We start from the raw sequence: 12,636 nt of genomic DNA on the forward strand, positions 1-12,636 counted from the left end.
CGAACGCGTTCCGCCGAGGGCCCTGACCTGTGTGAACAGGTCAGGGCCCTCGTGTTTCCAGGGACGGTGCCGCGCGGCCTCCCGGCCGGGAACCGTTCGCGGACCGCACCGCCCCGGGCGGCGGGGTGACCCGCGCGCCCAAGGAGCATGGACGCCGTCGAGTGCTCATCGGCCGTCCGCTCCGAGGTCTCCGACGACCCCTCTCCGTACGGCAGGTGACTGTACGGCGGGTGGTGGTCCGTAGGGCGGGTGGCCGTGGGGCGGGTGAATCGCACGAAACCATTGAAAGGAACACGAATGAGTGACCACATCCCCTCCGCGCACCAGATGACAGGCGGTGGCGCGTACGAACCCCGCAGGCCCGGGACGCTGTCGGCCGCCACCCTGGCCACCGCGGTGACGGCGGTGTCCATGCTGGCGTCGGCGGCGTTCTCCCTGATCGCGGGCAGGAGCCTGCTGCGGGACTACGTGCGCGACGAGCTCGGCATCGAGGCCGGCTCGGAGGCCATGAGTTCCGTCGTGGACACCGCGGTGGAGGCCGCGTTCGGCTCCCTGCAGGCCAGGGCGTACGTCTGGATCTTCCTCGGGGTGATCCTCTTCCTGCTCCTGCTGCCCGTCCGCGAGGGCAGGACGTGGGCCCGGGTCGTCCTGAGCGTCCTCACCCCCGCGGTCGTCCTCTTCGGGTTACGGGGCCTCACGGACATGGTGTCCCCGATCAACGGGGGCCTCGCGGCCCTGGCCGTCCTGAGCGTGTTGGCGGCCGTCGTGACGTGCTGGTTTCCCGCGACCAACCGCTACGTCAAGGCGCGCAGGCAGTCGCGCCGGCACCGGCCCGGCCGGACCTCGGTGCGGTCCGGATGAACGCGACCCTGGTCCTGACGGACACCGCTCCCGCTCCGGCGGGCACCGGTCCCGCCCGGATGAACGCGGATCCAGCCCGGATGACCACCGATCCAGCCCGGATGACCACCGGCCCGGCCCGGATGACCACCGGCCCGGCCCTGACGAACACCGGAGGAACGACGATGTCCGCAGTCAAGAGGATCGCCCGCCTGGCCGCCGCGCTGGGCGTCGCCACGGCGCTGGGCGTGGGTCTCGCGGCCACGCCGGCCCAGGCCGATGACATACCGGGCGTCCTGACCGCCCGGCTGACGATCACCAAGGAGGCGGCCGGTTGCCGGGTCCTCACCTTCGGCAAGGTCGGAATGACGCAGGCTCAGGCGCAGTACCTGGTCGACAACGGCGCGAGGGCCCAGGTCGAGATCTGGGGCGAGGAGGCCGTCTACGACAACCGGCTGTACAGGGCGGGCGACGCGCAGCTGAGCGTGGGATCGGACCGGAACGGGGGAGGGCTGATCATCCTCTCCGTCCCCACGATCCGGTGCTCCCTCCTCGACGAGGACGACTCCTCGTTCGAGGGTGCCGGCGACGAGGTCTACGCCAAGGTCATCCTCACCGCCCCCGGGTACTCCCGCATGACGAAGAGGACGAACACGGTGCACGGCCGTTACTGATCCCGGACCTCGGGCCGGGGGTGAACGGCCCCTCCCCACTGAGCCGTCAGCGGGGAGGGGCAGGCAGGCGACGGCTTCGCGGGCCCGGACGTACCGGGGCGCGGGGCCGTCGCGGCATGCCGTCCCCGAGACCGTGAAACCGGACGGACGGTGGGTGCCACGGGTGCCCGGACCCCGGTGAGGTCGTGCGACAGGTATGACGATTCCCCCGCAAGGATGTTGTAAGACGAGTGCAACCACCCGGCGGCAGCCTGATCGCACGCCGATCCGAGGAGTCACCGACATGCCCGCCGCTGTGGAGATCGCCACGGTCGCCGCCGATCGTGCGGCCCTCGTCTCGCCCGCCGCCCCGGAGGGGCATGTGTCCCGCCTCACCGCGAGCTGAGGCACGCCGTGGATCGCCGGCCGCTGCTCCTGGTCCACGACGCCCATGACGTCCGCGACGCCCATGACATCCACGGCATCTATGACGTCCGCGACGCCCATGACATCCACGACGTCCACGGCACCTATGACGTCCACGACGTTCGTGCCGTCCATGACCCGGGTCATGACAAGGCCGGCAGAGGGCGTAGGAGCCCCGACTCCCGGGGGTCCCGTGCCGATGGCTGCCTGCCGTACCACGGGGAGACGACGGCGGGGAGCGAGATCGGGTCGCTGTTCCTCGGCGGGGTGCGGGCCCGGTGCGCCGAGGGTGACCTGCGGTCCGGCCGGGAGTGCTTCGACGCGGCGTACCGCGTGGCCGAGAGCGACGGCGACGGCCGGGCGATGGCCTTCGCGGCGCTGGGACTGTCCGGCCTGTGGGTGCACGAGCACCGCGGTGTCATGGCCGCCGCGTCGGTCGAGGCGCGCCTGCGGCACGCGTTGTCGCTGGTGGACCCCGGTCGCCACTCGCCCTCCGGCTCAGGGTACGGCTGGCCGCCGAGGCCGACTACCGGTCGGGCGGGCACGCCGGCATTCTCGCCCTGCTGGAGGAGGCCAGGCGGTCGGGAGATCCGGCGGCGTGGAGCGAGGCGCTCAGCCTGGCCCACCACTGCCTGCTGGGCCCCGGCCAGAGCGAGACGCGTCACGGGCTCGCCCGGGAGCTGATCACCGCGGGTTTCCGGACCTCCTGCAGCGGCGACCTGCTGATGGGATTGTTGTGGCGCACCGTCGACCACGTTCTCGACGCGGACCCGCACGCGGAACGCCACCTGGCGGAGCTGCGCGGGCTGCTGGCCCGGCGGGACCACCTGGCGGTCGGGTTCGTGGTACGGGCGATCGACGTGATGCTCGGCATCCGGGCGGGACGGCTGGAGGAGACCGAGACCGAGGCGGCCGCCTGCGCCGAACGGGGGAGGCGGGCCGGTGACGCCGACGCCGCCGGCTGGTACGGCGCGCAGATGGTGGCCATCCGCTGGTACCAGGGCCGCATCGCCGAGCTGGTCCCGATGCTGGCCGAGGAGGTGAACTCGCCGACGCTCAGCGCCGTGGACAACTCCTACCTGGCCGCGCCGGCGGTCGCCGCGGCCACCGCCGGGGACCACCGGCGGGCGGCCGGCGCGCTGGCACGGCTGCGGGGCGGCGACCTGGCCCTGCTGCCACGGTCCAGCAGCTGGCTGGTGACCATGCACGGTGTCGTGGAGGCCGCGCACCTGCTGGGGGACACCGAGGTCTCGGCGGCGGCCTACGAGCTGCTCGGCCCTTTCGCAGGGCTTCCCGCGGTCGCCAGTCTCGGTGTCGCGTGCTTCGGCTCCACCCGGCACGCGCTGGGCGTGGCCGCGCTGACCATGGGCGACGCCCAGCGGGCGGCCGAGCATCTGCGGATGGCCGTACGGGACAACCTGGCCATGGGGCACTGGCCGGCGGCGGTCCTGTCGCGCGTGCGGTAGGCCCGGGCGCTGTCGCTCCGGGCCGGGGCCGGGGACGCCGCCGAGGCGGGCAGGCAACTGGAGGCCGCCACGAGGGAGGCGGCCGAGCTGGGCATGGTCCTGCCCGGTGAACTGGGACCGCGCGCCGAGGTCACCGCTGCCGGGCGCGACGGGCGGCGGCCCCTCCTGGAGTGCCGGCGCGAGGGGCGCCGATGGCGGATCGGGCTGGGCGCGCGGAGCGCGCACGTCGAGCACAGCCTGGGGATGGCCTACCTGGCGGTCCTGCTGGCCAATCCGCGGTACGAGATCCCGGCCGTCGAGCTGGCCGCCGGCCCGGTGCCGCACGGCGCGGCGGCCGTGGACGCCGGTGGCGCGACCGCCCAGCCGACCCTGGACGAGGAGGCCGTCAGGGCGTACCGCGGGCGGCTGTCGCTGCTGCAGGAGGAGATCGACGGGTACGAGGCGGCCAACGACGTCGTCCGGGCCGAGCGGGTGCGGGCCGAGCGCGACTGGCTGATCGACGAGCTGGCGTCCGCGACCGGCCTGGCCGGACGGGCCAGGAACTTCACCGGCAACGAGGAACGCGCCCGCGTCTCGGTCGGCAAGGCCCTCCGGCGCGCCGTCACCCGTGTCGCCGCCGCCGACCCGGTGCTGGGCGAGGAACTGCGCCTGACGATCCGGACCGGACGGCTCTGCTGCTACCAACCGTCGTAGCTCCACGTGCGCTAGACGGCGTGGCTGTACGGGACGGCCGGTGTGGCTTTGCGGGACTGATGGCCGGGAGAGCGCCGATCGTTCTCCCGCCCCCTCGGCCGCCTTCTCGATCGATGAAAGAGTGAGGCGTTTCCAGGGGCGGGGATCCGAGGTGCGCGCTCTCAGCACCAACCCGTTGTCGTCCGGATCAGGCGTAGGGATCGAAGGGAATCCCGGCGGGCAATGCCTTTGAGAGCTCCCATTCGAACGAACCGTCCTTGAGCCCGAAACTGGCGCTACCGAAATTGTGGTTGACCAGTTTGTCGCGGAATCCGGGCGGGTAGTTGTCCCAGCCGATCAACGGAGGCCACTGCCACGATCCCTTGTGGTTCTCCGGCCGCTCTCCGAAACCCGCGTGCCGGAAACAGTGCGTGCTGATGCCGTCCTTGTGATAAACGACCAGCGGGTGTTTCCCGGTCTCGTCCCACGGCACGTTGTTTCTGTGGCGGGTGGTGTACCTGCCGTGCGCGGACGTCGAGACGTATATGCCCCACTCGCCCTGCACCCACACGACGACGTGCTCCCAGTCGTGCCTGTGCCCGGCGCTGCCAGGCCCAAGGGCCGCCTGGTCCTTCTCGAAGTAGAGCGCGTACATGTACGCGCACCAGCCGTTGTTGCACTTGACGCGGGAGTAGGCGTTGGTGTTGTCCAGGTCCCACGAGTCGCGGCACTGGCCGTTCTCGGCGCCGCCCAGGGCCAGGCCCGGGGCGATCGTCCCGTCACGCCCGATGGCCGGGGTGGGATAGCAGCCGTCGCCGTCGTAGTCGAAACCCGGCTCGTAGATGCGGTCGGGCCACGGGGCCGCCCAGTCGAGGGCGGAGGGCGGGGCCGCGAAGGCGACACCGGGGAAGACGAAGAGCGTCACGACGGCGGCCATGAACGCGCGCAGCGCGAACGACGGCCTTCCGTACCGGCGTCGGCTCCTGGCCCTGGTCCTGCTTTCGGCCGGAGGTGAGCCCTCCCGCGACGCCCCGGACAATATTCTTCGCATCGAACCTTCCCGTCGATTCGCTGGGGGGTGAAACGGTCACGGTCCCTGAGAAAGCGCGGTGTTCCGCGCCGTGTTCGAAGATCAAGGTAGGATGTTTGCAGCCTTGAGTCAAGATCGATGTAAATGAAAGTTAACGCCCCGTGAACCTTTGACGTCGAGAAGATCTGTTTCCGTAATTCCGGATGGACGGATCAGGTGATCTCGAATTCAAAGATTCAGGGACGGAAAATCACCTCATTGATTGTCGCGGCCGGAGACGGGATCCGCCCGGCCGGGAATCGGCCCTGTTTTCCGGCGACCAGAGAGGGGCCCACGACGGGAATATCCGGAATGACACCAGTGCTTCTGCTCGTCCTCGATCAGGGGCAGGAGTTCTTCGCGGCTGAGAGTGCGGGCTTCCTCGACGGTGAGCCGTTTGAAGCGTGCCATGCGCTGATTGTTCCACCCGGAAATCCGGCGTTCACGGTCTCTCTCGTCCCCGTCCCTCCCGTACGGCCCGGTGACGTCCTCGTGAGCGGTCCGTTACGCCGGTGTCCGGGCGCTCAGGGCCCGGATGAACCAGTCGAGCACCGGCGTCAGGCTCTCCGGTGCGGGCCAGCCGTTGATCACCGCGAGCAGCCGGAGGTAGGACTCTCTGCGAGGGTCGTTCGCGCTCTCCAGCCGTACCAGCAACCGGCGCCGGAGGTCGGCGTCGTCGGGGAGGCCGACGGTGTGCGCGTACCGGCCCGTGACCGCCGCGACGATCGGATCGGTCTCGGGTGCGGCCGGGTCGACGCCGGCCGCCAGGGACGGGCCTGCCAGGTCGCGGACCATCGCGACGGGATCGCGGCGCGGGCCCGTGACGCCGCCCCGGGCGCGCTCGGCCGCGTGCTGCCCGATCAGGCGGCGCATGATCGCGCGGAACTCCGGGTCCTGTGACAGTTCGGCGAGTTCCACCCATGCCTCGACCTGCTCGGGGGCGGGGTCGTCGGGCAGTTCGGGGGTCATCGAGCGCCTGATCCCCGCGAATTCGGGGTTGGCGTCCGGGTCGCCGAAGGCGGTGTCGAGGAAGTCGCCGATCAGGCGACGGCGCTCGTCCTCGGAGAGCTTGGCCAGTTTGTGCATGAGATCCATCTCCTCGGGGGTGGACCCGCGCCTGGTCACCGCCGTCAGCACCGCGCGCCGCAGGCGCAGCGTCCGGATCTGCACCGCCAGTGCCTCGGCGTGCGCCGCGGCGACCTCGGGAAGCGAGATCTCCCGGTCCGCGACCCTGCGGATCGTGGGAAGGTCCACACCCAGGTCGCGCAGCGTCCGTACGAGGTCAAGGCGTGCGACGGCGTCGATGCCGTAGAGGCGGTGACCGGCCGGGCTGCGGCCGGTCGGCGGCACGATCCCGCGGTCGGAGTAGAACCGGACGGTCTTGACTGTCAGCCCGGTCCGCCGGGCCAGATCGCCGATCGAGTAGAGCGTGTCGCCGTTCATGTCCTCACCCTGGCGCCTCCCTCTACGGGAGACGCAAGTCAGCGTGCCTCCCTCCAGGAGAGGTGCAAGTCAGAGGGGCGTGGTGGCCGTGCGCCGGCCCGGTGACCGGAACCGCGTGACCGCGCGGGCCCGGTCCTCCGGGTTCACCGCCTCAGGTGTCCCGGCTTGGGTATCCCGGCTCGCCGGACCCTCTGGGAACCAGGCGCCGGCCTGCGTCCATCAGCATGGGCTGGATAACGAGCTAGGTTGTATATCTAACTAGCTTGCTTTACCGTCTAGATGGCACAGCACCTAAGGAGCCCTCGATGTCGTTCACCCCCCTGACGCTCTTCGTCTCGGCCGTCCTCGTCGTCTATCTGGCCTTCGTCAGCCCTCTGCTCGGCAAGCGCACCTACGACAGGCTGGCCCATTCGCGGGACCGGGATCCGATGGCCTACCGCCGGATGTGCGCGTTCTGGTGCGTCGAGCTGTGGGCACTGGCCGCCGTGGCGCTGTTCGTCGTCGCGGGGGAGCCGGGTCTCGACGCCGCGGACATCGGCCTGGTGGTCAAGGAACCGCCGGACGAGATCCTCGGGATGATCGTCGGCTTCCTGGTCACCGCCACGGTCGGCGCGCTCGTCCTCAGGCGGCTGGCGGCCAGGGGCAAGCCCGTCCCCGGCCAGGAGGCCGTCGTCCACCTGCTGCCGCGTACCACTGCCGAGCGCTGGTACGCGGCGGGCCTGTCGGTGACCGCAGGCGTCACCGAGGAGATTGTCTATCGGGGGCTGCTCATCGCGGTCGGCATGGGCGCGTTCGGCCTGAGCGAGGAGGTCGCCGCCTTCGCGGCGCTGGCGGTGTTCGTCGCGGGGCATCTCTACCAGGGGTGGCGCGGCATGTTGGCGGTCACCCTGGTCGGATTCGCCCTGACCTCGCTCTACCTGAGGACCGGCAGCCTGCTCCTGCCGATCCTGCTGCACGTCCTCATCGATCTTCGCGGCCTGCTGCTGTCCCCGGGGCCGCGGCGTGAGCCGACCGGAGAGCCGGCTGGAGAGCCGGTCGGAGAGCCGGTCGGGAGCCGGCCGGGACTAGGTGGGAACGCCCTCTAAGTAGGATCGCCGGCATGACGAGCGACCGACGCGCGAGCTGGCTCAAGGGCGTGCTCGACCTGCTGGTTCTCGCCAGCCTGACGGCCGGGGAGAACTATGGCTACGAGATCGTCAAGGACCTCGCCGAGCTGGGACTCGGTCAGATCAAGGGCGGCACCCTCTACCCGGTGCTCAACCGGCTGGAGGAGGCGGGGCTGGTCACCGCGGAGTTCCGGGTGACCGAGCGCGGGCCGGGCCGCCGCTACTACCGGCTCACCGACCGGGGCAGGCAGACGCTCGCGGAGCAGGGCGGGCTCTGGCTGAGCTTCGACGAGTCGGTGCGCACCGCGCTGGTCAGGGGCGGCGTCGAGGCGTCCCGCCCCGCGACCTCGCGGGAGCCCGACCAGGAAAGTGCTCAGAAAAGTGCTCAGGAAAGCGACCGGGAACGAGAACGCGAAGGGGAGCTCCGATGAACCCCGACTCCGGTGAGACGGCCAAGACGGCTGAAACGGCCGAGACGATAAAAACGGCCGAGACGGTCTCTGGAGGGACGGCTGAGATGACCCCTGGTGAGACGACCGAGAAGGCCCGCGCCTATTTCGACGAACTCGCCGTACTCCTGGCCAAGGCGGGAATGTCGGCCGACCGGGCCGGCGCCATGCTCGACGAGCTCGCCGGATACCTCGCAGAGAGTGGCGGCGACCCCGAGGAGGAGTTCGGCCCCGCGGCCGGCCTGGCCGGGGAGCTGGCCGGCACGTCGGCCCCGCCCGCCGAGCCCGCCGCGGACGCCCGCACCTGGAGCTGGACCGCCGACCTGTTCCACGACGTCAAGCTGCTCAACGAGTACGGCGCGCAGGGCTGGGAGGTCGACAGGGTCGACGCGAGGGGCCTGTTCGTCTGTGCCCGGGACCCCGAGTACCCGCAGCAGTGGGAGTACCGCAGGGAACTGGTCGCGGCCGGTCGCCGCCGGGGCGTGCTCGACCGGCTCACCCCGGACGGCTGGGAACCGTGCGGCACCTGGGTGGGCTTCGAGTACTTCAAGCGTCCCAGAGCCGCCAGCCTGGGGCCCGCGGCGGAGCTGACCGCCCCTCCCCGGGCTCCCGACCGCGGCATCTTCCTCAGCTCCGGGTTCTACGCCTTCGTCGCGGGCATCCTCGTCGTGACGGCACTGGCGGTGGCGGTCCTGCTCCGGTTCGGCCGGTTGGACGGCGAGGCGAGCACCATCCTGGGCCTGCTCTGCGGCGCGGCCGTGGGTGCACTGATCCCGATGACCGCGCTGTGGATCGCCCGGCGGCGCGACAGGAAGTCCTGAGGCCGGTACGGCCACCACCGCCCTGCGGACAAACAGGCAACAGGGCCACGCCCCGGCCGGGACGTGGCCCTGTTGCCTATCAGCGGCTCGTCAGTGGCCTGTTAATGGCCCTTCACCACGAACCGGCCGGTGAGCGGGCCCAGCTCCACGGTGTAGGTACCCGCGTCGCTCCGGCGCGCGTCGAACGAGAGCCGCACCGCCTTGTCGGCGCGGACCTGGACGGTCTGCCGCTGTTCGACCTCGCCGTTGATCCGCAGGACGGCGTCGTACCCGCCCGCCTTCTCGCCCACGTTCTTCACCTGCGCGGTGATCCGCACCGGGAGGTCCGGACGTGTGGTGGGCGGGCTGACGTCGAGGTCGGCCAGGGCGAAGCGGGGCTCGGGGCCCGGGGTCCGGTCGTGGACGAAGATGTCGGCCTTGCGGTTGGTGTCGTCACCGACGAGGTTGGCGGAGTTGCTCTCGAAGGCGACGTACCGCCCGTCCCCGCTGAGCGACGGTATGCCGGCCGAGCCGTCACCCTCGACGCCCCCGGGACCATCGGAGACCCGCGTGGTGGTGCCCGCCTTGAGGTCGCGTACGTACACGTCCGTCCGCCCGTTGGTGTCACCGGCGGCGAGGTTGGTGGCGTACGTGTAGAAAGCCACGGTCTGCCCGTCGGCGCTCAGCGACGGGGCGAAGGACCAGTCGTTGGCCATGCTCCCGTCGGACGCCGCCGACGCGAGCGTCCTCGTGCCGGTCTGCCGGTCGTGCGCGTAGATCTGGTACCCCTCCATCCCGCCACTCGCGATGTAGACCACCGTCCGCCCGTCGGCGCTGATCGACGGGCTGCCCGCCTCCCTCGCCTCCGGCGCGGGGATCAGCTCGGTCCTCCCGGTCTGCCGGTCGCGGACGAAGACGTCGGCGTGCCCGTTGGTGTCTCCCGGTACGAGATCGGTGGCCCCGCTCTCGAAGGCGACGAAGCGGCCGTCGGCGCTGATCGACTGCTCGCGCGAGTTCCCGTCGCCCGTAAGGCCGCCGGTCCCGACCGAGACGGCCTCGGTCCTCCCGGTGGTCCGGTCGCGGACGAAGACGTCGGTCCGTCCGTTGGCGTCACCGGGTACGAGGTTGGTGGCGTCGCTGTTGAAGACGGCGAAGCGGCCGTCGGCGCTGAACGAGGGGGACGAGGAGAGCCCGTCGCTCCGGGTGCCGTCGGAGGCCACCGAGATCAGCTCGGTCCTCCCCGTCCGCCGGTCGTGCGCGAAGGCGTCGGTCTGGCCGTTGGCGTCACCGGACACGAGGTTGGTGGCGCCGCTGCCGAACCCGACGAGGCGCCCGTCCGCGCTGATGGTCGGGCTCAGTGAGAAGCCGTCGCCCTGGGTGCCGTCGGAGGCCACCGAGACCCGCTCGACCGCCAGGGTGCGCAGGTCGGTCACGAAGATGTCGAGGTCGTTGTTGGTGTCGTCCGCGACGAAGTTGGACGCCGGGCTGGCGAACGTCACCGCCTCGCCGTTCGCGCTCATCTTCGGCCACCACGCCTCGCCGTTGCCCTGGTGGCCGTCCGAGGTCACCGAGACGCGCTCGGTGGCGGAGGGCCGGGGGAGGGCGAAGTCGGCACGGGCGGTCTTCGTCCCGAGTACGGTGACCTCGCCGGGCTCCGACCTGGACACGCCGGGAGCCGCCACGGCGACCTGGTAGTCGCCCTCGGGCACGTCTTCGATCATGTACTTGCCGTTGACGTCCGTCGTCGCCACGAGACTGTCGGGTACGTCGAGCACCGTGACCGTCGCGCCCGGCACCCTCGAACCGGTCGGGCCGTAGGTCACCCGCCCCGAGATCCTCCCTCTGCGGGTCTGCTCCAGCGCGACGGGGGCGTCGGAGAAGCGGTCCGCCGCGACGCGGACCGTGACCGGTTCCTGCCGGTAGCCGAACCTGGACAGCCTCAGCTCGTACGAGCCCGCGCCCAGCCGCATCTCGAACCGACCGTGCTCGTCCGTCTCGACGGCCCGGCCGTTGTCCGTACGGGTGACCGTCACACCGGCGAGCGGCCTGCGGGTCTTCTCGTCGGTGACGACACCCCGGACGCCGCTCGTGAGAGCCGCCTCCGTGACGGCGGCGTACGCGTCGATCCGGCCCGCGCCGTAGCGCGCGTTCGGGCGCTCGCCGTAGCGCCCGTCGAAGAAGGACGTACCGGCCAGGATGCCCAGCGTCTCGTCGACGCCGAGGTCGCGGCGCGCCTCGACCATCAGCGCGACCGTGCCCGACACGTGCGGGGTCGCCATCGAGGTGCCGCTCAGCAGCCCGTACTCGCCACCCGGCAGCGCCGAGAGCACGTCCACGCCGGGCGCCGAGACGTCGGGGACGACGTAGGACTCGGGCCACTCGGCGGGCGCGTCGATCCAGTCGGTCCTGCGGACCACCCCGCCGCAGGAGAACTCCGGCACGTCGTCCTTGTCGTCCGTGGCACCGACGGACACGGCCTCGTAGACGTTGCCGGGGCTGCCCGACCCGCCTTCGAGGCACTCGTTGCCGATGGCGAAGGACGGGAAGGCGCCGGCGAGGTGGATGTTCCTGGCCGGTTCGACCATCTCGTCGGCGTAGCCCTCCGCGCCCAGCGACATGCTGACGACGTCGGCGGGCTTGCCGGCCGGACTGCCGTCGGCGGCGTACGGCGCGATCGCCCACTGCATGCCGGCGATCACCTGGGCGAGCGTCCCGTTGCCGCCCGGGATGACCAGGCCCGCCATCAGCTCGGCGCCGGGCGCGACACCGATCTGCGTGCCCGAGGTGTTCCCACCGGCGATCGTGCCCGCCACGTGCGTGCCGTGGTAGCTGCTGTCGTGGGGCGAGGAGGGCACCGGCTTCCCGTCCGGGCCGAACTCGATCCAGCCGCCCGGGTAGGACGGGTCCGAGGCGTCGTCGGTGACGAGCTTGCCGGTGAGGTCGGGGTGGGCGATGTCGACACCGGTGTCGAGGACCGCCACGCGCACGCCGTCACCGGTGAGCCCGCGCTCCTCGCGCACCCGGTCGGCGCCGATCTTCTCGATGCCCCAGGCCGACTTCCCTTCCCCGGCCTTCGCGGTGCGGCGCGGCGCGGGCGGGGCCTTGAGCTCGAAGTTGGGGATGATCCGGTCCACCAGGTCGAGCGCGGCCAGCGCCTCCAGCGTGGCGGGCCTGGCCCGGACGAGGACCATGTTCTTGATCCAGAACGTGTTGAGCACCTGGTCCCCGTGAGCCTCGACCAGTTGTACGACGGGAGCCTGCACGGCCTTGGCCGTCTCGGCCAGGGCCTTACGCGCCTCGTCCGGGTCCGCCGGGGCGAGACCGGTGCCCGCGCGGAGCACGACGGCCGCCTCGACGCGCTCGTCGGCCCGCGCGACGGCGGCTCTCATCCGGCCGACCAGCTCGGGGGCTATCTTCCCGCGCCGGGCCGGCTCGGCGGGGGGCTTCTCCTCCGCCGTGGCAGGGGTCATCGGCAGGACCGTGGTGAGTGAGCCCAGGACGAGCAGTACGGCGAGTGACAGGCGTTGCCCGCGAGATCGCAGGGCGGACAGCGACATGGAGGGGCTCCTTCGTTCAGTGCGCGCTGTGGTGCTCCTGAACGCTGGCATCAGCCGTCGTCGCCTGACAAGCTGAGTCAGAGGCGAGTTCCTGTCATGTGACGTAAAAACGACAGGCGGAGCGACGGGGTCTCCCCGCCGCCGGACGCTCACCG

Annotated in this window: 10 protein-coding genes and 1 pseudogene; 7 read left to right on the forward strand and 4 right to left on the reverse strand. The window is 71.3% G+C overall.

The features are described from left to right. The first annotated feature begins 297 nt into the window (after positions 1–297). The 4 genes from ACFYWM_RS37275 to ACFYWM_RS37290 all read left to right on the forward strand — a co-directional run bounded on the left by ACFYWM_RS37275 (position 298) and on the right by ACFYWM_RS37290 (position 4,078). Positions 298–861, forward strand: a complete 564-nt coding sequence (locus tag ACFYWM_RS37275; protein WP_389924089.1) for a hypothetical protein — start codon at positions 298–300, stop codon at positions 859–861. 164 nt (positions 862–1,025) lie between these two features. After that, a complete protein-coding gene (locus ACFYWM_RS37280) occupies positions 1,026–1,514 on the forward strand; it encodes a hypothetical protein (RefSeq protein ID WP_389924091.1) in 489 nt (162 codons plus the stop codon). An 800-nt stretch (positions 1,515–2,314) separates the two neighbouring features. Beyond that, positions 2,315–3,385, forward strand: coding sequence for a hypothetical protein (locus ACFYWM_RS37285; protein ID WP_389924093.1), 1,071 nt, complete (start codon positions 2,315–2,317; stop codon positions 3,383–3,385). 93 nt (positions 3,386–3,478) lie between these two features. Beyond that, positions 3,479–4,078: a hypothetical protein gene (locus ACFYWM_RS37290; protein ID WP_389924095.1), complete on the forward strand. Its 600-nt coding sequence runs from the start codon at positions 3,479–3,481 to the stop codon at positions 4,076–4,078. Positions 4,079–4,265: 187 nt separating this feature from the next. Here the strand turns inward: ACFYWM_RS37290 and ACFYWM_RS37295 are convergent, their stop codons facing one another. The 3 genes from ACFYWM_RS37295 to ACFYWM_RS37305 all read right to left on the reverse strand — a co-directional run bounded on the left by ACFYWM_RS37295 (position 4,266) and on the right by ACFYWM_RS37305 (position 6,569). Then, positions 4,266–5,108 (reverse strand): NPP1 family protein, encoded by an 843-nt coding sequence (locus tag ACFYWM_RS37295; protein ID WP_389924097.1) that lies wholly within the window; start codon positions 5,106–5,108, stop codon positions 4,266–4,268. Between the two features lie 234 nt (positions 5,109–5,342). After that, positions 5,343–5,537, reverse strand: a complete 195-nt coding sequence (locus tag ACFYWM_RS37300) for a hypothetical protein (RefSeq protein WP_389924100.1) — start codon at positions 5,535–5,537, stop codon at positions 5,343–5,345. 93 nt (positions 5,538–5,630) lie between these two features. After that, entirely contained in the window at positions 5,631–6,569 is a 939-nt protein-coding gene (locus tag ACFYWM_RS37305) for a MerR family transcriptional regulator (protein WP_389924103.1), read from the reverse strand. 305 nt (positions 6,570–6,874) lie between these two features. On the opposite strand from ACFYWM_RS37305, the gene ACFYWM_RS37310 reads away from it, so the two are divergent. From ACFYWM_RS37310 to ACFYWM_RS37320, 3 genes and pseudogenes are all read left to right on the forward strand, one after another. Further along, entirely contained in the window at positions 6,875–7,654 is a 780-nt protein-coding gene (locus ACFYWM_RS37310) for a CPBP family intramembrane glutamic endopeptidase (protein ID WP_389924106.1), read from the forward strand. Positions 7,655–7,668: 14 nt separating this feature from the next. Continuing rightward, positions 7,669–8,001: pseudogene (locus ACFYWM_RS37315) on the forward strand (PadR family transcriptional regulator); the annotation flags it as partial. 191 nt (positions 8,002–8,192) lie between these two features. Continuing rightward, a complete protein-coding gene (locus tag ACFYWM_RS37320) occupies positions 8,193–8,945 on the forward strand; it encodes a hypothetical protein (RefSeq protein ID WP_389924109.1) in 753 nt (250 codons plus the stop codon). A gap of 101 nt (positions 8,946–9,046) precedes the next feature. Here the strand turns inward: ACFYWM_RS37320 and ACFYWM_RS37325 are convergent, their stop codons facing one another. After that, entirely contained in the window at positions 9,047–12,481 is a 3,435-nt protein-coding gene (locus ACFYWM_RS37325) for a S8 family serine peptidase (protein WP_389924111.1), read from the reverse strand. Positions 12,482–12,636: the final 155 nt, after the last annotated feature.

The sequence above is a fragment of the Streptosporangium sp. NPDC002721 genome (genome assembly GCF_042888905.1).
GTDB lineage: Bacteria > Actinomycetota > Actinomycetes > Streptosporangiales > Streptosporangiaceae > Streptosporangium.